Source organism: Paenibacillus sp. UNC499MF, assembly GCF_900107975.1.
GTDB lineage: Bacteria > Bacillota > Bacilli > Paenibacillales > NBRC-103111 > Paenibacillus_F.
The window spans coordinates 204,991-227,072 of sequence record NZ_FNVF01000001.1; the positions used below are offsets into that span (position 1 = coordinate 204,991).

Genomic DNA, 22,082 nt, shown 5'->3' on the forward strand with positions numbered 1-22,082 from the left:
ACGGGGGAGAGACCGACCATGGGTAACAAGCCGTCTTTGGACAGCGGTACGATTCTGTACGGAGTTTTCGGAGATCCGGTGAGGCACTCCCGCTCTCCGATTATGATGAACCGGGCCTTCGGTGAAACGGGCATCAACGGGGCTTATGCCGCGTTTCACGTGCTGCCGGGGCAGCTGGAAGAGGCCGTTGCCGGTATCCGAGCGCTCGGTTTCGGCGGAGTCAACGTAACGATTCCGCATAAAGTCAACGTGATGCAGTATCTTGATGAGATTGACGCGGACGCACAAGCGCTCGGCGCCGTCAACACCGTCGTTAACCGCGGCGGCAAACTGATCGGCTACAACACGGACGGGATCGGGTATGTCCGTTCGCTTAAAGAAGAAACGGGCCTGGATCTCCGCGGCAAAAAAGTACTGCTGATCGGAGCGGGAGGAGCGGCCCGGGGGATTTCATATGCGCTGGCGAAGGAAGGCACGTCGTTTATCGCGATCGCCAACCGGACGGCGGAGAAAGCCGGGGAGCTCGCCGCTGCCGTCCGCTCCGAAACGAGCGCCGTCGGCATGGGGCTCCACGAATTAGGAAACATTATCAGTGACGCGGATCTGATCATCAACTCGACTTCGTCGGGCATGTACCCGAATATCGAAGAGATGCCTCTGGATCTGGACGGTCACCGTCTCCGGGAAGGCGCGATTGTCAGCGATCTCGTTTACAACCCGCTGGAAACCCGGTTTTTAAAAGAAGCCAAAGCGAGAGGGGCCGTCACTCACGGCGGACTCGGCATGTTTATTTATCAGGGGGCCTACGCGTTCGAATACTGGACCGGCGTCCCTGCGCCTGCAGCGGCGATGCGGCAGGCCGTAGAGCAATCATTTATCGGGAATTGAGGGAATCAGAAGTTATGCTAACAGGAAAACAAAAGAGACATCTGCGCTCACTGGCGCACCATTTGAATCCGGTCTTTCAAGTAGGCAAAGGCGGAGTGAACGAGCATTTGATCCAGCATATCGTGGAAGCGATCGAGGTTCGCGAGTTAATGAAAATCTCGGTACTCAACAACTACGAGGCGGACTGCAAGGAAGTGGCCAGAGAACTGGCGGAAGGCGCGGGCGCCGAGCTGGTTCAAGTTATCGGCCGTACGATTGTCCTTTATAAAGAATCGCGCGACAACAAACAGATCGAGCTGCCGAAGTCCTGAACGGACGGGTGCTTACTCGGTAAAATATCGGACCGGATGCCGGCTTTTATAGAAGTCTGCGTACATGCAGCTCACGGCACCGGACCGGTGCAAAATCACGGCGGACCGCCGGAGGAGGTGGCGACATGCGGATAGGAATCATGGGCGGGACCTTCGATCCGGTGCATACCGGCCACCTGGTTGCGGGAGAATGCGCCCGTACCGCCTGCGGGCTGGACGAAGTGTGGTATATGCCCGCCAACGTGCCGCCGCATAAACCGAATGCCCCCAAGGCTTCGGCCGGGCAGCGCTGGGAGATGGTATGCCGCGCCGTGTCGGACAATCCCGCTTTCCGTCCGTTCGATCATGAACTCCGGAAAGGCGGGGTTTCGTACTCCGTCGATACGATCCGGGAGCTGAAAGTCCTCTACCCGGAGCACGAATTTTACTACATCATCGGAGCCGATATGGTCGAGTATCTGCCCAAGTGGCGTGACATCGGAGAGATCATGAAGATGATCGGATTTATCGGTCTGCGAAGACCGGGCTTCGAGCTTCATCCGGATGCGCTGCCGGCGTTCATCCGGCAGGGTGTCCGTCTCGCTCCGATGCCGCTGCTGGACATTTCCTCCACGGATATTCGGACCCGGAGGCGGGAAGGCCGGTCCGTCCGCTATCTCGTCACGGCACCCGTACACGATTATATCGAAGGGATGGGTTTGTATGAATCGTGAAGAGATGATGAAAACTGTAAGAGAGGAAATGCCCGAAAAACGGTGGCGGCATACTCTCGGTGTCATGGAAACGTCCGTTATCCTGGCCCGCCGGTTCGGCGCGGATGAGGAGAAAGCGGACACGGCCGCGATTTTGCACGATGTGTGCAAATACTGGCCCGTAGAGAAGCAGGCCGATGCGATTCGCGAAAGCGGGTTTCAGACGGACGTCTTGTCCTTCGACAAAGAGATGTGGCATGCTCATGCCGGAGCTTGGATCGCTTCTACCCGCTTTGGTGTGGAGGACGAAGATGTGCTGAATGCCATCCGCTACCATACTTCCGGCAGGGAAAACATGTCCGTCCTGGAGAAGGTCGTCTGTCTGGCCGATTATATGGAGCCCGGAAGGGATTTTCCCGGCGTGGATAAGATTCGTGAGCTGGCGGAGACGAGTCTGGAACGGGCTCTGCTGGCCGGTTTCGATTCTACGCTTTCGTTCCTTCTCCAGAAGGGCAGACGCATTTACCCGCTCACGGTGCTGACACGCAACCGTTTAATCCTCGAATTAGACGTGTAATACTGGGTAATAAGCCATTTGGCATTTGATTGGATTAACGGAATTCAAGAACACATATCGAACGGAATTTAATAGAGGGTGTACATGCTGGTGATCGGTTTCAAAAACCGTCCGGCAAGAAGGAGGATGATGGGATGAAAGTAAATCCGGAACAATTGATGCGTCTGGTTGTGGATGCGGCGGAAGACAAGAAAGCCATTAACGTGGTGGCACTGGACCTTCAGGAAATTTCCCTGGTGGCCGATTATTTCGTGATTTGCAACGGGAACTCGGAGACGCAGGTGCAGGCCATCGCTACGGAAATCCGCAAAAAAGCGGACGAGCACGGCGTCACCGTACGTGGTATTGAAGGCTACAATACCGCACGCTGGATACTTGTGGATCTGGGGGATGTCGTTGTCCACGTGTTCCACAGGGACGACCGGGAATATTACAATATCGAGCGTCTCTGGTCGGACGCAAGGGTTGTGGAACGCGTATGAGTCTGGAAGCGGGAACTCTCGTCACGCTTGATGTAACGAGAGAAGTATCGCCGTACGGTTATTTTGTAACCGACGGAGAACGGGAAGTACTGCTCCCGTACGCGGAAACGAACCGGAAACTGAAAGCCGGGCAGCAGGCCGAGGTTTTCATTTATTACGATACGGAAGACCGCATGGCGGCCACGATGAACCGGCCGATGCTGCTTCTGGGAGAGCTGGCTCTGCTTGAGGTTGTGGATCTTCATCCGCGCTTCGGGGCCTTTCTGGAAATGGGAATCGGGCGGAATCTTCTTCTGCCGTTCAAGGAAATGCCGGAGCTTGACGAGCTTCGCCCTCAAGTGGGGGACAAGGTCTTCGTGACGATGGACCACGACCGTCAGGGAAGACTGGTTGCGCGGCTTGCGGGAGAAGACGTTCTCGCTGAAAAATGTTTTCCGGCCCCGCAGGCATGGAGAAACCAGTGGCTGGACGCGCGCGTGTACAAACCGCTGCAAATGGGAACGTTCGTCGTCTGCGACGGAGGAGTCGTCGGCTTCGGCGTCATCGGTCTGATCCCCTCTACGGAGCGTTCACGCCTGCTCAGAGTCGGCGAGGAAGTCAGCGTTCGCGTCACGTATATCCGTGAAGACGGACGCGTGAATTTGTCGATGCGGCAGCCAAAGGAAAAAGGACGGGACGAAGACGCCGAGAAAGTTCTGGCGGTTCTGCGCGAACGTCCGGGAGGCGCTATGCCTTATTCGGACCAGACCGAGGCGGATTTGATCAAATCCAAGTTCGGTATCAGCAAGTCCGCCTTCAAACGCGCGCTCGGCAAGCTGATGAAGGATGGCCTTGTGTACCAGGAGGAAAACTGGACGTATCTCAAGCAAGAGGAGAACTGACATGTCGTACCGTGATTTTGCTTATACGTACGACCGGCTGATGGAAGACATGCCGTACGAGGCATGGATCTCCTACGCCCGGCAGGCTTGGGAGGCTTACGGCCTCCGTCCGGAAACCGTTGTGGATCTCGGCTGCGGCACGGGTAACATTGCCGTGCCGCTCGCGAAGCTCGGCTGCAAAGTCGTCGGAATCGACTTGTCCGACGATATGCTGGCCGTCGCCCGGCACAAAGCCGAAGAAGAGGCCGCGGGGGGAGCGAAGCCGGACATCCTTTGGCTGCAGCAGGACATGCGCGACTGGGAGCTGCCCGAGCAGGCGGATGCCGTCATCTCCTTCTGCGACTGCTTCAATTATCTCCTCGAGGAAGAGGAGATAATTGAAGCCCTGGAGCGGGCTTACCGGGGGCTGCGGGACGGCGGCGTGCTGCTGTTCGATGTCCACAGCCCGGCCCAGTTCGAGGAGTACGCTTCCCTGCAGCCTTTCGTCTTCGACGAGGAGGATGTGGCGTACTTGTGGACCTGCGAGCTCGACGAGGAACGTACGGAAATCGAGCACGCGCTGACGATTTTCGTACGCGAGGACGCTTCGTCCGCACGGGGCGGGGAGCCGCTTTTCCGGCGCATCGAAGAAACCCACCGACAGCGTGCGTACGATCCGCGCTGGCTGAGGGAAAGGCTGGAGGCGGCAGGCTTTGCGGACATCCGGATTTCCGCCGATTTTGACTGGAATGCGGAGATGTCGCCGGATTCCCGCCGACTTTTTTACGCGGCCCGCAAGCCTCTTCTCTAAAAACAGCGCTTTACTTGACAAAGAGCTTCAATATTGCCTATAATCATTACAAATTTGTGTAATCGCACCAGCTATGAAGAGGATCATCCCTTTGCACGCATGTTTCCAGAGAACCGGCGGTCGGTGGAAGCCGGTACATGATGAAGGCGAGCTCACCTCCGAGCCGGAAGGCGAACCGCAGTACGGCCGTTTCCTTGCAGCTGTGCCTGCCATCCGGCAGGAAGCCGGACGGAAGCGAAGATGTACTGCCCAGTAACCGGACCGTTTAGCCCGCGTTAAGGGACTTGAGTGAACAACCGGCAAAGCATGCCGCTTGTTAACTAGGGTGGTACCACGGGGAATATACAACCTCTCGTCCCTAGCCGTAAGAGCTAGAGACGGGAGGTTTTTTGGTTGCGATGATAACGTCAGGAGGACCTACACACATGGCACATGAAAAAGAACAGCAGGGTTATAACCCGCAGGTAATCGAGCCTAAATGGCAAAAATACTGGGACGACAACCAAACCTTCCGGACATCGGACGAAGCGGGTAAACCGAAATTTTACGCGCTGGATATGTTTCCGTATCCGTCCGGCGCAGGTCTTCACGTAGGCCACCCGGAAGGGTACACGGCTACCGATATCGTTTCCCGCTTTAAGCGCATGCGCGGCTTTAACGTACTCCATCCGATGGGCTGGGATGCTTTCGGTCTGCCGGCCGAGCAGTACGCCCTCGATACGGGCAACGATCCCCGCGAATTTACGAAGCAGAATATCGAGAATTTCCGCCGCCAGATCAAGTCGCTGGGCTTCTCGTACGATTGGGAGCGTGAAATTTCCACGACGGATCCCGAGTATTACAAGTGGACCCAATGGATTTTTATCCAGCTGTATAAAAAGGGCCTCGCTTACGTGGACGAAGTTCCCGTGAACTGGTGTCCCGCGCTCGGAACCGTTCTGGCTAACGAAGAAGTGATCGACGGCAAGAGCGAACGCGGTAACCATCCCGTCATCCGGAAACCGATGCGCCAATGGGTGCTGCGGATTACCGAGTATGCCGAGCGCCTTCTGGAAGATCTGGAGGAGCTGGACTGGTCCGAAAGCATCAAGGATATGCAGCGCAACTGGATCGGCAAATCCAAAGGGGCGGAAGTCACTTTCGCTATCGACGGGCATGAAGGTGACAGCCTGACGGTCTTTACGACCCGTCCGGATACGCTTTTCGGAGCGACTTACTGCGTACTGGCGCCGGAGCATGATCTGGTTACCAAGATTACGACGTCCGGTCAGGACGCCGACGTGAAAGCGTACCAGGAGAAAGCCGCACGCAAAAGCGACCTGGAGCGTACGGATCTGGCCAAGGAAAAGTCGGGCGTGTTTACCGGCGCTTATGCCGTTAACCCCGTGAACGGCGCCAAGCTGCCGATCTGGATCGCGGACTACGTGCTTGCCGGTTACGGCACAGGGGCTATCATGGCTGTACCGGGACACGACGAACGTGACTGGGAGTTCGCCAAGCAGTACGACCTGCCGATCGTTGAAGTCGTACAGGGCGGCAGCGTGCAGGAAGCGGCTTATGACGGAGACGGACCGCACGTGAATTCGGGCTTTATCGACGGAATGGGCAAGGAAGAGGCTATCGCGGCCATGATCACCTGGCTGGAAGAGAACGGCAAAGGCAAAGGCAAAGTCACGTACCGCCTGCGCGACTGGCTGTTCAGCCGTCAGCGCTATTGGGGCGAACCGATTCCGATCCTCCACCTCGAAGACGGAACGATGAAAACCGTGCCGGAAGACCAGCTGCCGCTTCTGCTTCCGCAGGTCGAGCACATCAAGCCTTCCGGAACCGGCGAATCTCCGCTTGCCAACGTGGAAGACTGGGTAAACACGATCGATCCCGAAACGGGCATGAAAGCCCGCCGCGAGACGAATACGATGCCGCAGTGGGCGGGAAGCTGCTGGTATTACCTGCGCTTTATCGATCCGCGCAACAACGATGAAATCTGCTCTCCCGAGAAGCAGAAGGAATGGCTGCCGGTCGATCTTTATATCGGCGGTGCGGAGCATGCGGTTCTTCATCTGCTCTACGCGCGCTTCTGGCACAAAGTGCTGTACGATCTCGGAGTGGTCGAGACGAAGGAGCCGTTCCACAAGCTCGTCAACCAAGGGATGATTCTCGGCGAGAATATGGAGAAAATGTCCAAATCCCGCGGGAACGTGGTGAATCCCGACGATATCGTCAATGAATTCGGTGCGGATACTCTGCGTATGTATGAAATGTTCATGGGGCCGCTTGAAGCGACGAAGCCTTGGAATACCAACGGCGTGGAAGGCTCTTACCGTTTCCTTAACCGCGTGTGGCGTCTGTTCGTGGACGAGAACGGGGCACTCAGCGGCAAAATTTCCGATGACGAGAATGCCGGCGGAGACGCGTTTAAACGCACGTGGCACCGTACCGTCAAGAAAATTACGGAAGATTTCGAAGCCCTCCGTTTTAATACCGCTATCAGCCAGCTGATGATTTTCGTCAACGAAGCTTATAAGACAGAAGCGCTGCCGAAAACGGCCGTGAAGCATTTTGTCCAAATGCTTTCTCCGCTCGCTCCGCACATTTCGGAAGAACTGTGGCAGAAGCTCGGCGGAACCGGCTCTATCACGTATGAAGCGTGGCCGGTATACGAGGAGGCTTGGACGGTGGACGACGAGGTGGAAATTGTCGTTCAAGTGAACGGCAAGATCGCCGACCGCGTTAAAGTCGCCAAAGACCTTGACGAAGCGGGCATGCAGGAGCTTGCTCTTGGTCTCGACAAAGTAAAAGAGCTGAGCGCCGGCAAAACCGTCCGCAAAATCATCGCCGTAAAAGGCAAGCTCGTCAACATCGTAGTCGGATAAACAGCCTGGTATTCAGGGATTCCTTCAGGTTCATTCTTCCACAGGAATGCTGAATCTGAGGAGGTCTCCGGACAGCCCGAAACGGCGGTACCGCTTTTCTTTTTTTCAGAAAAGCGGCTTCCGCCGTCGGACGGCTCCGGACAAAAAGCTGTCTTACAAACTTACTTCGCATTTTCCCTGAAGCATTTCCGCATCAGAAATTACCCCGATCCGCCAAAGCTCCTTATCTTTCTCCAAACTTATGAAGTCCGATAACTAACGAATAAAGCCCGACTTTCCTTCTTTCCGAAATTACACTTTCCACCCTCTTCTATTTTACCGCTTTTTTCCACCTTCTATTGTTTTTTTGTCGTAAATACGACTTCCACTTTTTCCAGATCCTCTTCGTATTTCGCATGCGTAATCCCGATTAACCGGTTAAACATCCCGTCCAGATCCTGCTCCATCAACCGCAATCCCTCCGCCGTAATTCCTCCCGGAACACGTACCCTTTTTTGAAGCGAAACCGGATCGAAACCGCCCGTTGTCAAGAGCTTGCCCGTGCCCAGCGTCATTTCCGAAGCGAGTATGGTTGCTTCTTCGGCAGATATTCCCGTCTCCGCCACTGCGGCTTCGATATACTTTTCGAGAAAAAAGGCCAGGAACGCGGGAGCGCAGCTCGACAGATCGGAACTGATCCGGGTATATGCCTCGGAGACTCTGACAGGTGTGGAGATGTGAGTCAGAAGATTTTCAATCCATTCTTTATCCTCGGGATGCATGCGCTCTCCGTGAATGCACAAGGTTGATCCGCTGAGCACGTAATTGGTGATACTCGGGATAATCTTCGTTACCTTGCAGGGAAGCTGGTTTTCCAGATGCTTCAGCAGGACCGGACTCGTGATGGATACGACGATTTGGGCCGGCTCCAGAACCGGCCGGATTTCGTCAATGACTTTCTTATAATCAAGGGGCTTCACGCATAGAAAAACGACATCACGGCCTGCTGCGGCTTCCGCATTGCCGGAGGCCGCGGTCAGTCCGGCGTAGGTTTCCGCCAACCGTTGTACTTTGCCGGGAGTGCGGTTTGCGGCCCAGATTTGCTCAGGATTGAGCGCTCCCGAATGGATGAGCGCTTCGATCAGAATACTTCCCATGCTGCCTGTACCGATAAAACCCGCTTTCATCGACAACCCTCCTCATGAAATAGTCGGACAGGTCTCCTTCCGGCGGCACGACCGGTGCTTTATACCGGAACGGATTCATTACACCCGACCCATAACAGAAGCGGGCGCCGACAAGTTTACCTCGTTGTGCATGGACTCAAAAAATCAGGAACGTTTTCTTAACGGTATGAACATTCTCACACATTTATGCCGGTTTCCGTGCTGTAAAATCACTTATTCAAAAATTCAAAGGAGTGTTGTATGTTGAACTGGAATTTTCAGAGCTGGAAGAGCCGGGGCGTTCTTGCTGTTTTCGCTGGGGTAATCGCGGCAGGAGTAACAATCTGGCTGCTTGTCAGCCCGCGAGGCACCGTGCCGCAGGGCTTTACGGCGTTGAATGCCTCCATGGCCCAAACGATAGAAGGAACCAAGCCGGTATCGTCTGCGGAGAAGCCATCCTCATCGTCACCGTCATTGAAAACGGAGGCGAAGGAAGAAGCCGGCGTCGGGAGTAAGCAGGCGGTGGCGGAGGAATCCGCGGGTGCTAACGGAAGCGGCCGGGAGCAGGCACCGGCTGCAGCCGGGAAAGAGGCGGGAGCCGATGACAAACCCGCGCAGGCGGATCAACGGCAGCCAGCAGGCGGAGGGACCGGCTCGGTCCGGGGGGCGCAGGAATCCGGGAAACCCGGGAGCGGGGCGTCCGCGCCGGTCCCGGAAACGGGTACGGGAGGAGGGACAAAAGCGTCGGCAGCAGACAAGAAAATTCCGTCCGGTCCCCTAGTCGATATTAATACAGCGAATTTACAGCAATTGATGGAACTGCCCGGAATCGGCGAAAGCAAAGGGAAAGCGATTCTTGCTTACCGGGAACAGCACGGTAAGTTCAAACGGGCCGAGCAGCTTCTGGATATAAAGGGAATCGGCGAAAAAATGCTCGCGAAAATGAAGCCTTACCTGCAAATCAGCCCATGACGGGATTAAAGAAGGGAGTAAGAAGGAAAGAAGAGAATGCGCAAATGTCGGAATTGAGAAAATCTACTAAACTTTCTTTCATTTTACGAGGAAATATGAGAAAATAGGCGCAATCAAACAGATTTACTCATTGCCACGTAAATGCGATAAAGGAGGAAAGAACCATGTCCGAACAACGTCCTTATTCTTTGGAAACTTTGGCCGTCCACGCCGGCCAGCAAATCGATCCGACCACGCTTTCCCGCGCGGTGCCTATTTATCAGACGACCTCTTACGGGTTCCGTGACGCGGATCATGCCGCAGATCTGTTCGCCCTGAAAGAGTTCGGCAACATTTATACCCGTATCATGAACCCGACGAGCGATGTTTTCGAGCAGCGGATAGCCGCGCTTGAAGGGGGAGCGGGAGCGCTCGCTACCGCATCCGGGCAGGCAGCCATTACATACTCGATCCTCAACATAGCCGGAGCCGGCGACGAGATCGTGTCCGCGTCCAGCTTGTACGGGGGAACCTACAATTTGTTCTCGACGACGCTGGCGAAACTGGGTATCCAGGTGAAATTCGTCGATCCTTCGGATCCGGAAAATTTCCGCAAAGCGATTACGGATAAAACAAAAGCTCTGTACGCCGAAACGGTAGGCAACCCGCGGGGAGACCTGCTCGATATCGAAGCCGTAGCCGCGATTGCGCATGAGAACGGACTGCCGCTCATCGTCGACAATACGTTCCCGACGCCTTACCTGCTCCGTCCTATCGAGCATGGTGCCGACATCGTAGTGCACTCCGCAACGAAGTTTATCGGCGGACACGGAACTTCTATCGGCGGCGTGATCGTTGACGGCGGCAAGTTCGACTGGAAGGCCAGCGGCAAGTTCCCCGGGCTTACGGAGCCGGACCCGAGCTACCACGGCGTCGTATACGCCGATGCCGTAGGGCCGATCGCCTATATCATCAAGGCGCGCGTCCAGCTTCTCCGCGACATGGGGGCTTCCATTTCGCCGTTTAACTCCTTCCTGCTTCTGCAGGGCCTGGAGACGCTTCACCTGCGCATGGAGCGCCACAGCTCGAACGCGCTTGCGGTGGCGCGTTATCTCGAAGCCCATGAAGCGGTTGAATGGGTCAGCTACGCCGGTCTGGAAAGCCACGGCTCCTACCAGTTGGCGCAAAAATATTTGCCTAAGGGCCAAGGCGCGATCCTTACCTTCGGCATTAAAGGCGGCCTTGAAGCAGGCCGTAAAGTGATCGAAGAGGTTAAGCTGTTCTCTCATCTTGCCAACGTGGGCGATTCGAAATCCCTGATCATTCATCCGGCAAGCACGACTCATCAGCAGCTCAGCGAGGAAGAGCAACTGAGCGCGGGCGTTACGCCGGGTATGATCCGTCTGTCGATCGGTACGGAAGCGATCGACGATATCTTGCATGATCTGGAGCAGGCCATCCGGGCCAGCCAGCAGTAGGTGCCGGCATGACGGGGCGCAAAGACTGGGATACTTACTTCATGGATATCGCCTACATGGCCTCAACGCGCTCGCAGTGCAGCCGTCGGCATGTCGGGGCTGTGCTCGTGCAGGGTAAGAAGCTTCTCGGCACGGCTTACAACGGGGCCCCGATGGGCGTCCCGGACTGCTCCGAAGAAGGATGCATGCTTGTCGAAGAGTATGAACTGCACGTTGTGAACGGTAAGGAAGAAATGATCCGCAAGCAGCGCTGTATCCGTACGATTCATGCGGAACAGAACCTGCTCCTGTTCACCGACCGTGAAGACCGCGAAGGCTCCAGCGTCTACGTGACGGACCAGCCGTGCTGGACCTGCTCGAATATGCTGGCCAACAGCGGTGTAAGGGAGATCGTGTTTCACCGTCCTTATCCCAAAGACAGCGACAAGGTGAATGCCTTGATGGCTGCGAGAGGGATCGCTTTCCGCCAAATACAAGGATACGAGCCGCCCGAAGGAACGGACCACCGGATTGTAAACTGAATGAAGTTCGGCGGAAGGCCCGTTGTCTGAGAGAACACACTCCGGACAAGACAAGCCGTTTCACTGAACGGACCATAAATAGCGTGAGGAAGAACCTCCGCTGCTCCAGATGAGCAGCGGAGGTTCTTTTTGTTGTCCGGCGGTGAAATCGGCTGTGGGGTATGGCAAACGAATAACAAATTCAGGGGGACACGAAAATGCGTCTAAACCGCAATGATATAACAGGTCTGTCGGTTTTGTGGGTTATCGGCTATGCGGCGGCCATCTACGCGTCCAAACCGTGGATGACGCTCTGGAGCGGCGCGGCTTTCGCCGCCGCGGCCGCCGGCGTCATGGCGCTTCGTCTGCCGAAGCGCCGGTGGATCGCTGCGGCGCTCGTCGTCGCCGCAGCCTGCTGCTATTACGCCGATACGGACCGGCGTAACAGCACCGCTCTGCCCGCCGCATCCGCGGCTGCCGCTGGCGGCAGCCAGGTGAGCGTGGCGGGCACGCTGGCCTCTCCTGTCGCCGTCGACGGCGACAGAGCCTCATTCGAGCTGCGCGTCTCGCAGCTCGGGGAAAGCGGCGGCAGCGGAACTTCCGCTGCCGGAGGGGCTCCGCCGGAGGAGCGGGTGCAGGTGTCCCTGCGCCTGCTGAGTCCGGCGGAGCAGACCGCCGCGGCATCCTGGCGGCGGGGGGACCGGCTCGCCGTGCGGGGCGAGCTGCAGGAGCCCGCTGCCGCGCGGAACTTCGGCGGATTCGACTATCGCCGCTATTTGCGCCAGCAGGGCAAACACTGGCTGCTGGTCGTCAAAGGCGCCCAGCAGGTGCAGCACGGCCCGCCGGCGTCCTTATCCGCCGTTTTCAAGAGTCCGCGGCTGGCGGCTGACCGCCTTCTGCGGACGACGGATGCCCTCCGCGGCTATCTGGGAAGCCGCATCGACCGGATTTTTACGCCCGGGCAGGCGGGCTTTATGAAAAGCATGCTTATCGGATTAACCGATGATATGGACCCGGACCGATACGGTCAATTTTCCAATCTCGGACTGACTCATATTCTCGCGATTTCGGGACTGAACGTAGCCGTTTTTCTGGGCGTTCTGATCTGGGTGCTGAAAAGGCTCGGTCTGCCCAAGGAGACGTATCTGCTTGTTGCCGTCTTTCTCCTGCCCCTCTACATTCTTCTGACCGGAGCTTCCCCGTCTATCGTAAGGGCGGGTCTCATGACGATGATCGGCCTGCTTGCGGTCCGTAAAAACCGGATCAAAGATATTTTGCAGATCGCTTGTCTGGTCGGGCTTGGGCTTCTGATTTGGAATCCCTATTATTTGCTGGATGTCAGCTTTCAGCTTTCTTTTCTGGTGACGATCGGATTGATCGTCGGCGTTCCCCGCGTTACCGCCCTTCTGCCCCTCAAAAACGGGATACTCCGGAATACCGCCGCCATCACCCTCGTGTCCCAGCTTGTCTCATTTCCCGTCTCCATTTATTATTTCAATCAATTTTCGCTGCTTTCTTGGCTGGCAAACGCTGCACTCGTGCCGGTCTTCAGCCTGCTTATTTTCCCCGCGGGTTTAATCGCCACTTTTCTCGGACTTTTGTATGTTCCGATCGGCCGTTTGGGGGCTTGGGTCACCGAAACCGGGACAGGATTCGTTTTCAGCATCGTAGAGTGGCTGGACCGGTGGGAGGGATTCCGGACAATCTGGCCGTCCCCCTCGTTTTTCTGGATTGCGGCCTATTATATCCTGCTTGCCGGCATTTGCCTCGTACTCGAACGTCTCGTCCTAAACCGCCGTGTCCAAGAAGCGGAGGAGGGGCCCCGGCTCGATGTGCCCGCTTCGGGTCAAGGGGGGTTATACAAGTTCAGTAAATCTCCCGCCGCCGTTATTACGCTCGGTTTTTGCTGGATCGGACTCCTTTTCTACGGCTACACGCCCGACCGCTGGAGCACGGAGGCTTACGTGGACATGATCGACGTGGGGCAGGGAGACAGCATCCTCATCCGGACCCCGGCCCGTAGATACATACTGGTAGACGGAGGCGGGACCGTCACTTTCCGCAAGCCCGGAGAGGAATGGAAGCTGCGCAGAGACCCTTATGAGGTAGGAAGAAAAACGCTGGTTCCCCTGCTGAAAAAAAGAGGGGTCCACAAGCTGGATGCCGTTATCCTGACCCATGAAGACGCCGACCACAGCGGAGGGCTCCAGGCTGTTCTGGAGGACTTTCCGGTGGAGACGTTTATTTTCAACGGCACTTACAAGTCGGGCCCTCAAGTGGAAAAACTGTTCCGTACGGTTGTGGATAAGAAAATCCCGCTTATTTCCGCCGCTTACGGAAAAACACTCCGGATGGACAGCCGGACACGGCTCGATTTTCTCGCCCCACAGCTTCCGGCCGGTACGCACTCGCCCCCGGACGAATACAAGCCTGGAGAAGCGGCGTTTCCCGCCGGTAAAAGCTCGTCCCCGGACACATCCGGCTCTGGAAAAGCCGCATTTCCCGTTCAGCCGACGGAAGGAAAAGCGGAAGCCGCGCCCGCACCCCCGCCCGCAAGGGATGCTTCCGGCTCCACCGGCAGCCCCATTGTGATGGAAAACGAGCAGAACGGCGTTTCCGTCGTTTTTCTGCTGGAAATGGACGGGACCAGGTGGCTTTTTACCGGGGATATGGATGTTAAAGCGGAGCGCCGCGTCCTGGAGCTTTTGCAGACCGGAAATTCCGCGGGAGAAGCGCACGAAACGAAGCCTCCGCAGTCTGACACCGGCACACACGAACGAGACCGCACGGAAAACGGATCCCCGGCGCCTGCAGGGATCGACGTTCTCAAAGTGGCCCACCACGGCAGCAAAACGTCTACCGGCAGCGACTGGCTCGGCTACTGGAAGCCCCGCACCGCTCTTATTTCCGCGGGGGTTAAAAATATGTATCGGCATCCTTCGCCGGACGTTGTCGCAAGACTGGAAAGAAACGATATCCGGGTTCTCCGGACGGATTTATTGGGAGAGATTCAGCTCCTTGTAAAAAGAGGGAAGATTTACGTACGTTCGATGCTGTCCGCCAATTCTTCCGTTCCCGTGGACAACTGACCGTCCCGACGGAAAGCTTTAAGCTCTCGTGTGCCGTTAGCGCTGGAGGCAGAACGATTTTGTGCACAGGATATTTCATCCGGACTGAAGCTGATTTTCAGGTAGTTTTCAGCCGAAAGAAACATTTTGGCAACATTCTTGTGCTATTGTTAAGGGACGAGGTTTTAAACCCGGACCACTCCTTCTGTGCTGGGAATTGTTCGCTTATTACGCGTACTTTCCCCATTTTGTTAATTATCTCCGCCAAAAGTGTACCTCCGGAAAAATTTTTGATATTCTAGTAGAATGAAAGTCCTAAATTTGATGATAAGTTGCAACATTCGTGAACATAGATGCGTCTGTATAGTTGCAAGAGAGGGGGATTCTTGTGGTAGCGCCCGAAATGGTAAAAGCGGCACAATCGGGTGACCGGGAAGCGCTAGTTACCTTATTAAGACAAATTGAAACCCATGTCTACCGCACGGCTTATTACCTGCTGGGTAATGAGCAGGATGCCCTCGATGCCTCGCAAGAAGCGCTTATTCGTATTTATACGAAAATCCAGTCTTATGAAGAGAAGGCTCTTTTTAAAACGTGGGTTCAGCGCATTGTGACCAATATCTGCATCGACAAATTCCGCAAGACGAAGCCGACCGTATCCATCGAAGAACACGAACTTACGTTCACCACCCCCAAGGACGTTGAGGACGAAGTGATGATCGGTTACTTGGCGCAGGATATTCAAGAAGCTATCGAGAAACTGCCCGAGCATCACCGATCGGTCGTTGTTTTGCGGTATTTGCAGGATTTCTCCTATCACGAGATTGCGGATTGCCTGGGGCTTCCGCTGAACACGGTTAAATCCTATCTTTTTCGGGCGAGACAGCAGTTGCAAGGGTTACTTCATGAATATCAGAAAGGAGGTGTTCGGGGATGAATTGCAAAGAGGTGAAAGAGCTGATGCAGAGAGATCTCGACGGAGATTTGAACGATCTGGAGCGGCAGCGTCTCAACCAGCATGTTCAGCAATGTTCGGAATGCGGCACGATGCTGCAGCGGCTGCGCATGCTGTCCAAGGAATTGGAAAACCTTCCGAAAATCATGCCGCCGTTCAGTATCGTCGATTCGATTCTTCCGCAGCTTGAGCGGCTGGATGAAGAAAAGTCCAACCATCGCGAAGAAGCTGCAGGTCTGTCTCGCGCAGTCGGCCGTTCCCCGCGTTCCCCGGAACAGCTTCCTTGGACTCGCCGCATCGCTGCGCATGTCTCATGGAAAACAGTCAGCGGCGTAGTGGCTGCCGGCTTTGTACTCGGATTTTTCGCGTTCAACATGGACCGTCCGGCTCAATCGGGACCGGCGGGCATGTTCTCGGCCTTGACCGGAACAAAGACGGAGAATACGGAGCCGGTGGCAAAATCGGTACAGCCGACAACCACAGCGGATGCGAATGGATCGCTCCAGCAGGGCGGCGGTACACCGACGCAGCCGCCCGCGTCCCAGTCACCGGGAGATTCCAAAAGCGCCGCCAAACCGCAGGCGGATTCGAACGGCGAAGGGAATCAGACGGACCGTTCCGCATCGGCCGGAGATACAGGCAAGGGAACCGACTCAGGGCAGCAGCAGAAACCGGGTTCGGATTCTCCGAAAGAGGAAGGTTCCCGCAAGGAACAGCCGGGAACGACTTCTCCTCCGCAGCAGGATAAACAGTCCGATGCTTCTTCGAACGAAAGCAAGGGAGCCGGCGGTGCCGGCAATCCTCCCGCAGACGGCGGAGTATCTCCGGGATCGGGCGATACAAGCGGCGGTACTTCGGGATCGGGAGACGGAGAGACGGGCGGCAAGATCGCCACGACCGATCCGGAGAAGAAAGATACCCACAGCACGTTCACTGCCGCAGGAACCGACGGAGCTTCTCCCGACGGCAAGCTGAACGCGAAGATCGAAGACCGCAAGCTTACGATTGTCAAAACGGACGGCAGTTCCGTATACGTATCCGCCAAGCAGTGGAAAGAAACCGATACGCTGCGGCTTGTCGGCTGGAACGGCAACGACGAGTTTATCTACGAAGTAAGCAGCGGCAGTACGAAGCAGGAATATGTCGTCTCCTTGAAAACGAAGCAGGAGCGTGCCAAATAAGGCATGCTTCTTTTTGTGTCTGACACGCACATTTGGCGGGTTGGCGCGTATGCTGTATTAACAATCGGTTCTTGAAAAGTCACCGCAAAACTGAGGAGAACGACAGGAGAAAACGCGGGTTTACTGTCACTCGGTCAAGAGTTTCTAGAGCTCTTTTCCGGTGTTTAAATAGATGCTGCTCGCATGGGCAACGTGCGGTGGCAGCGTATTCTCTTTCTGCTCGGGCAAAGGGATTACGGCAAGACGGTGAGATTCCGTTTTGACGTAATCCCTTTGTCATTGGTAAGATAGGGAACAGGGATTTAACCGGAGGGGAACGAACGAATGGATTACAAACAAGCGATGAAAAGCATAGAGGAAGAACGATTCGCTCCGGTCTATGTCAGCTACGGAAGCGAGTCTTATCTGATTGAACAGTTTATCCGGAAACTTACCGATAAAATGATTGAACCCGAACATCTGGATTTTGCCGTAAGCAAATACGATTTGAATGAAGTACCGGTGCAGAACGTCATTGCCGACGCCGAGACACTGCCGTTTATGGTGCCACGCAAACTGATTATAGCCGGGAATGCCCAGTTCCTTACAGGCAGCCGGGACAACGGCAAGGTCGACCACCAGTTGGATCGTTTAACCGAGTATTTAGGGGCTCCCGTCGATTTTACCGTACTTGTCTTTACGGTTTCCGTGGACAAGCTGGATGAGCGGAAAAAGCTGGTGAAGCAGCTCAAAGAAAAAAATGCGCTCGTGCCCTGCCTGCCGCTGACGGCCGAAGAGCTGCAAAGCTGGGTGCGGCGCCAGGCGAAAAAGGAATCTTTCGAGCTGGCGGACGGAGTTGCGGACCAGCTCGTGCTGTACACGGGCGGGCATCTTCAGTCGCTGGCCGCGGAGCTTGAGAAGCTCTCTCTCAACGTCGGACGTGGAGGGACGGCGACCCCCGAGCTGGTCGATTCTCTCGTCGTCCGCAGTACGGAGCAGAATGTGTTCATACTGATCGAGCAGGTGGTCCAGCTTCGCCTGGACCGGGCGTTTGCGCTTCTGGAGGAACTTCTCAAACAGAAAGAGGAGCCGATCAAGATCGTAATGCTGATGGCCCGCCAGTTCCGGATCATGCTCCAGGTCAAGGAGCTGTCCAAGCAGAGCTATTCGCACCAGCAGATCGCGGGCCAGCTCGGTCTGCATCCGTACGCCGTCAAGGTGGCGGAGGGACAAGCCCGGGCTTACGATATCGCGAAGCTGAGCCGGATCGTGTCGCAGCTGGCCGATCTCGATTTTAAAATGAAAAGCGGGGGCATCGACAAGGTGCTCGGCCTTGAGCTTTTTCTTCTCGGACTGGCGGCTTAAAAGTCCGGCCGTGAAACCGGTCTGAAAGGGAACTCTCCGCTCGAAGAAGGAGTTTGAGTGTATCCTGCTCGGCGGGGCCAAAATCTTGGATCCGCTGCCCCGGGTCCGGGCGTTCAGGCCGCTTCTTTTGTACGGCCGGTCAGGCAAATAACGCCGGACCTTGCGAGCAGCCGGACCTGCAAGGCGAGGCGGATCCCTTGTATGCAGTTAGCCGGCATAGTATATGCCGGTTTCCGTACCGTGCGAAGATCCCAGCGCGCGGTGCTCGGCGTCACATGACGGTGGTCAGCCACTTTGCCGGCCCGACCGCTTGGCGATATGTACAAAAAAAGACCGGAGCCAGGGGCTCCGGTCTTTTTTATCACCTATGTGTAGGTCCTGCTTATTAGCCTTGTGCGGAAAGAGCGTTAAGCTTCTTCGCTAAACGGGACTTCTTGCGGCTAGCTGCATTTTTATGGATTAATCCTTTAGAAGCTGCTTTGTCCAATTTTTTGGTAGCGTTGATCAGAGCTTCTTTAGCGGAATCTACGTTATTGCTGGCAACCGTTGTTTCGAAAGCTTTAACAGCTGTACGAAGAGCGGACTTCTCGGAAGCGTTGCGCAGGCGACGTTTTTCACTTACTTTCACTCTTTTGATCGCGGATTTGATGTTTGGCATTGACATTCACCTCCTACTTCAGGTACACAATCGAACGTTTTCCATGATTGTTGACAACTCTAAGTATTCTACCACGCTGACTTTTAAAAATCAATACCTGCCGGGGAGCTTTCCGAACCCGTTTTCCGGGAGCGTTTATCGGTATAAATTCGGTATAAATTACGGTGGCTGTCCGCAAACTAGGATCATTCATAATGGACAGGAGGAGATCTTAATGGCAGATCTTAGCGCGTATACGGTCCGGACCGATCTTGCGCTTGAGGCGAGAGAACTGGCGGCGGAAGCAAGAAAAAGCCCCGAAATTCCGGGGGTGGTTTCGGATATATGGGAAGAGAACGGCATGCGCATTACCCAGATTCAGGTGCTGAACGATGAAGGGGCGCAGGCTATCGGCAAAATGCCGGGGCAGTATATGACGATCGAAGTGCCCGATTTGAGAAAAAAAGATACGCAGCTCCAGGACCGCGTAGCTACAAAGTTCGCCCAGGTGTTTGAGCAGTATTTGCATAAAGCGGGAATCGGGAAAGACTCCAAGGTGCTCATCGTCGGGCTCGGCAACTGGAATGTGACGCCCGATGCGCTCGGTCCGCTCGTAGTCGAAAATATCCTCGTGACGCGGCACTATTTCGAATTAATGCCGGGTCAGGTCAGCCCCGGCTACCGTCCCGTCAGCGCGGTTGCTCCGGGCGTGCTGGGCACGACGGGCATTGAAAGCAGCGAAATCGTCGAGGGGATTGTCGAGAAGTCGAAACCGGATCTCGTAATCGCCGTGGATGCTCTTGCTTCGCGCGCGCTGGAGAGGGTGAATACGACGATTCAGATCGCCGACACGGGCATCAACCCCGGTTCGGGCATCGGCAACAAGCGGCGCGGCCTGACGCTGGAGACACTCGGCGTGCCGGTTATCGCAATCGGCGTGCCGACGGTCGTGTACGCATCCACGATCGTAAATTCGTGCATCGACATGATGCAGCACCATTTCCGCACCCAGACGTCCAATACGCACGAAATACTCGGGATGCTGGACGATCTGCCGGAGCAGGAACGTTTGTCGCTTGTCCGCGAGGTGCTGAATCCCCTAGGGCACGATCTTCTCGTCACCCCGAAGGAAATTGACGAATTTATCGAAGATATCGCGAATATCATCGCTTCGGGGCTGAATGCGGCCCTGCACGAGGCGGTAGATTCGGCTAACGTGGCCGCCTATACGCATTAAACGGCGCGGCTGAGCAGGCCGGTTCCTCAAGGAACCGGTTTTTTTGCGCGGTGCCGGGCGGCTCCCAGGCGACTCCCAGGCGACTTCAAGCGGCCGCCCGCTTGATCGACCCGGGAGGCCGGCTGCCGGAGATTTTTTTGATGAGAGTTCTATCGATAGAGCGGTGTTCATAGATTGGGAGTAGATAGATTCGCCGCCGTGAGGCGCGAGCCGCCTGAATCCGGACATGTTCAAGCCCATTCGCTAGGAGGAACTCTCATGAAAAGGAATGCCGTCACCTTCAATCTCAGCAAAATCCGCCACACGTTCCAGACCGCCGGAGTCATCGGAAAGACCACGATATCGCTCAGTTTGTTTACTCTCTGCCTGTTTATTCTGCTTGGGGTCGGCAGCATTCTGCAATCCCGGTTGTCCACTTCTCCCGTATCGTCCATGAAAGGGCTGGCGGCTTCGGTCTCCAATCAGTTTTTTCTCGACATGCTCGGTTTGGAAGTTCCCCATTTGAGAAACGATACCCGTAAATTTACTTTTTCCCAGCAAAATATGATGAGCTTCGCCGTCCGGTTTCTGACCGATGTGAACCCCGGCGATCCGAAAAGCCTCATTGCCCAAGAGGTGCCCGGTCTGAAAGCGGACAAAAGCACGGTGCTGCGCGGGGGCAAAGACGGCGATGCAAGCGGCCCGGTCGAATACACACCCGCGGAAGGAGCGGTGAACGGGACAACGGGCGGCACAGTCACGGGAGCGACTCCCGCCCCGACTCCGGCGCCAAGCCAGGCGCCTGCGGACCAGAAGCCCAAAGGGCCGGGCCGGAACATTGCCTTCATTTATCAGTCCCACAGCAATGAATCGTTTCTGCCGGAACTCAAAGGCGTGACCGATCCGGATAAGGCCTACGATGCCAAAACGAATATCATCATGGTCGGCAAGAAGCTGGCGGAAGCGCTGGAGAAAGAAGGGGTCGGGGCCGTCCATTCCGATGCCATTTACCCGAACACCATTAAAGATTTCAAATATTCCTACTCCTATAAATATTCACTCCAAACGCTCGAAGCCGCCGCGAACTCGCATCCGGACCTGAAGTTTTTCTTTGACATCCACCGGGATTCCCAGGAACGCAAACGGACGACGGTTACGCTGAACGGCAAGGATTATGCTCAGGTGTATTTTATCCTGGGGGGAGACAACCCGAAGTGGAAAGAAAACGAAGCTTTCGCGGGTAAAATCCACGATGCGCTGGAAGCGAAGGCGCCGGGCGTTTCCAAAGGGATTCACGCGAAAACGGGGCACGAAGTAAACGGCGTCTATAACCAGAACTTCTCGCCGAACAGCGTGCTGATAGAAGTGGGCGGCCCTTACAACTCTTTGGAGGAGTGCTACCGGACGGTGGAGCTGCTGGCAAAAGCGGTGTCGGAAGTGATTCTCGATGCGGAGAAAGTGACGGCGCCCGCGGAAGGCAAAAAGTCGTAAGCCGCATGCGGGATAAAGCTGAACGGACTACGGAAGACTCGAGCGAGCGAATTCAAATAACGAACCGGAGGGATCCTAAATGCCGCGCTGGTACTGGAAGCTGTTCGTATACGGAATTATCCTCTGCTTCTGCACGATGTTCGGGGTGGACCTTGCCTCGCGCGGCATGAACCGCATCGAAGGTCCGGGAAGCGTCTCCGGTGGAGCGGCGCAAACGGGCGGAAGCAGTCCCGCCGCGTCCGGCTCCCTGCCGGAGGAGACCTCCATCCGGACCGGAGGGGGCCGGAGCGGAGAGCGGCAGCCTGCCGCGCCAAGCGGGGCGCCGGGATCCGGGGCCGGTACGCAGGCCCCGGCGGCAGGCCCCGATGCGGCGGCCGGTAACGCCCGGGCAGCGGAAGGCGCGGACCGGGCTGCCGCAACGCCGCCGCCGAAACCGTCGCCCCGTCCGCTCGGGACGGGAGATCCGCTTGAAGCCGGGTCGATGAACCATCTCGGCAACAAGCTGGGAGATTTGCTGCAAATGACCGCTCAAAGCGGAATGGACGGCGTGGTTTCGATGTTCGAATGGGTCGTCAAATAAGGTAAAACGACCCATAACGGTTTAGCATTGCCGCAGCCCCGC

The 22,082-nt window shown here is 56.0% G+C and carries 20 protein-coding genes; 18 read left to right on the forward strand and 2 right to left on the reverse strand.

Going from position 1 to position 22,082, the window contains the following annotated elements:
- Positions 1-18 precede the first annotated feature (18 nt).
- The 8 genes from aroE to leuS all read left to right on the forward strand — a co-directional run bounded on the left by aroE (position 19) and on the right by leuS (position 7,494).
- A complete protein-coding gene (aroE, locus tag C4S74_RS00885) occupies positions 19-888 on the forward strand; it encodes a shikimate dehydrogenase (protein WP_103993493.1) in 870 nt (289 codons plus the stop codon).
- 14 nt (positions 889-902) lie between these two features.
- Positions 903-1,199: a ribosome assembly RNA-binding protein YhbY gene (yhbY, locus tag C4S74_RS00890; protein WP_103993494.1), complete on the forward strand. Its 297-nt coding sequence runs from the start codon at positions 903-905 to the stop codon at positions 1,197-1,199.
- Positions 1,200-1,324: 125 nt separating this feature from the next.
- A complete protein-coding gene (nadD, locus tag C4S74_RS00895) occupies positions 1,325-1,912 on the forward strand; it encodes a nicotinate-nucleotide adenylyltransferase (RefSeq protein WP_103993495.1) in 588 nt (195 codons plus the stop codon).
- Positions 1,902-2,468: a bis(5'-nucleosyl)-tetraphosphatase (symmetrical) YqeK gene (yqeK, locus tag C4S74_RS00900; protein ID WP_103993496.1), complete on the forward strand. Its 567-nt coding sequence runs from the start codon at positions 1,902-1,904 to the stop codon at positions 2,466-2,468. Before nadD ends, yqeK begins: the two co-directional genes overlap by 11 nt.
- Before the next feature lie 134 nt (positions 2,469-2,602).
- Positions 2,603-2,950, forward strand: coding sequence for a ribosome silencing factor (gene rsfS / locus C4S74_RS00905; RefSeq protein ID WP_103993497.1), 348 nt, complete (start codon positions 2,603-2,605; stop codon positions 2,948-2,950).
- Positions 2,947-3,831, forward strand: coding sequence for a S1 RNA-binding domain-containing protein (locus C4S74_RS00910; RefSeq protein WP_103993498.1), 885 nt, complete (start codon positions 2,947-2,949; stop codon positions 3,829-3,831). The genes rsfS and C4S74_RS00910 overlap by 4 nt, the downstream gene beginning before the upstream one ends.
- A 1-nt stretch (position 3,832) precedes the next feature.
- On the forward strand, positions 3,833-4,621 hold the full coding sequence (locus C4S74_RS00915) for a class I SAM-dependent methyltransferase (protein WP_103993499.1): 789 nt from the start codon (positions 3,833-3,835) through the stop codon (positions 4,619-4,621).
- A gap of 425 nt (positions 4,622-5,046) precedes the next feature.
- The gene (gene leuS / locus C4S74_RS00920; RefSeq protein WP_103993500.1) at positions 5,047-7,494 is read left to right on the forward strand and encodes a leucine--tRNA ligase; all 2,448 of its coding nucleotides are present in this window, start codon (positions 5,047-5,049) and stop codon (positions 7,492-7,494) included.
- 335 nt (positions 7,495-7,829) lie between these two features.
- On the opposite strand, the gene comER is transcribed toward leuS, so the two are convergent.
- Entirely contained in the window at positions 7,830-8,660 is an 831-nt protein-coding gene (comER, locus tag C4S74_RS00925) for a late competence protein ComER (RefSeq protein ID WP_103993501.1), read from the reverse strand.
- A 240-nt stretch (positions 8,661-8,900) separates the two neighbouring features.
- Between comER and C4S74_RS00930 the strand changes: the two genes are divergently transcribed.
- From C4S74_RS00930 to holA, 7 genes are all read left to right on the forward strand, one after another.
- Positions 8,901-9,611 carry a helix-hairpin-helix domain-containing protein gene (locus C4S74_RS00930; RefSeq protein WP_103993502.1) on the forward strand — a complete coding sequence of 237 codons (711 nt, stop codon included), beginning with the start codon at positions 8,901-8,903 and terminating at the stop codon, positions 9,609-9,611.
- Between the two features lie 164 nt (positions 9,612-9,775).
- Entirely contained in the window at positions 9,776-11,068 is a 1,293-nt protein-coding gene (locus C4S74_RS00935; protein WP_103993503.1) for a homocysteine synthase, read from the forward strand.
- Between the two features lie 8 nt (positions 11,069-11,076).
- On the forward strand, positions 11,077-11,589 hold the full coding sequence (locus C4S74_RS00940; protein ID WP_103993504.1) for a deaminase: 513 nt from the start codon (positions 11,077-11,079) through the stop codon (positions 11,587-11,589).
- 197 nt (positions 11,590-11,786) lie between these two features.
- Positions 11,787-14,657: a ComEC/Rec2 family competence protein gene (locus tag C4S74_RS00945; RefSeq protein ID WP_103993505.1), complete on the forward strand. Its 2,871-nt coding sequence runs from the start codon at positions 11,787-11,789 to the stop codon at positions 14,655-14,657.
- 382 nt (positions 14,658-15,039) lie between these two features.
- Positions 15,040-15,573 (forward strand): RNA polymerase sigma factor, encoded by a 534-nt coding sequence (locus C4S74_RS00950; RefSeq protein WP_254634720.1) that lies wholly within the window; start codon positions 15,040-15,042, stop codon positions 15,571-15,573.
- Entirely contained in the window at positions 15,570-16,772 is a 1,203-nt protein-coding gene (locus C4S74_RS00955) for an anti-sigma factor (RefSeq protein WP_103993506.1), read from the forward strand. The genes C4S74_RS00950 and C4S74_RS00955 overlap by 4 nt, the downstream gene beginning before the upstream one ends.
- A 324-nt stretch (positions 16,773-17,096) precedes the next feature.
- Positions 17,097-18,116: a DNA polymerase III subunit delta gene (gene holA, locus C4S74_RS00960; RefSeq protein ID WP_103993507.1), complete on the forward strand. Its 1,020-nt coding sequence runs from the start codon at positions 17,097-17,099 to the stop codon at positions 18,114-18,116.
- A 385-nt stretch (positions 18,117-18,501) separates the two neighbouring features.
- Here the strand turns inward: holA and rpsT are convergent, their stop codons facing one another.
- On the reverse strand, positions 18,502-18,774 hold the full coding sequence (gene rpsT / locus C4S74_RS00965; protein WP_009675361.1) for a 30S ribosomal protein S20: 273 nt from the start codon (positions 18,772-18,774) through the stop codon (positions 18,502-18,504).
- A gap of 214 nt (positions 18,775-18,988) precedes the next feature.
- On the opposite strand from rpsT, the gene gpr reads away from it, so the two are divergent.
- The 3 genes from gpr (at position 18,989) to C4S74_RS00980 (ending at position 22,040) form a co-directional block, all read left to right on the forward strand.
- Complete coding sequence (gene gpr / locus C4S74_RS00970) at positions 18,989-19,990, forward strand: GPR endopeptidase (protein ID WP_103993508.1); 1,002 nt, start codon at positions 18,989-18,991, stop codon at positions 19,988-19,990.
- Positions 19,991-20,248: 258 nt separating this feature from the next.
- Complete coding sequence (gene spoIIP / locus C4S74_RS00975) at positions 20,249-21,460, forward strand: stage II sporulation protein P (RefSeq protein ID WP_103993509.1); 1,212 nt, start codon at positions 20,249-20,251, stop codon at positions 21,458-21,460.
- Positions 21,461-21,539: 79 nt separating this feature from the next.
- The gene (locus tag C4S74_RS00980; RefSeq protein WP_103993510.1) at positions 21,540-22,040 is read left to right on the forward strand and encodes a hypothetical protein; all 501 of its coding nucleotides are present in this window, start codon (positions 21,540-21,542) and stop codon (positions 22,038-22,040) included.
- Positions 22,041-22,082: the final 42 nt, after the last annotated feature.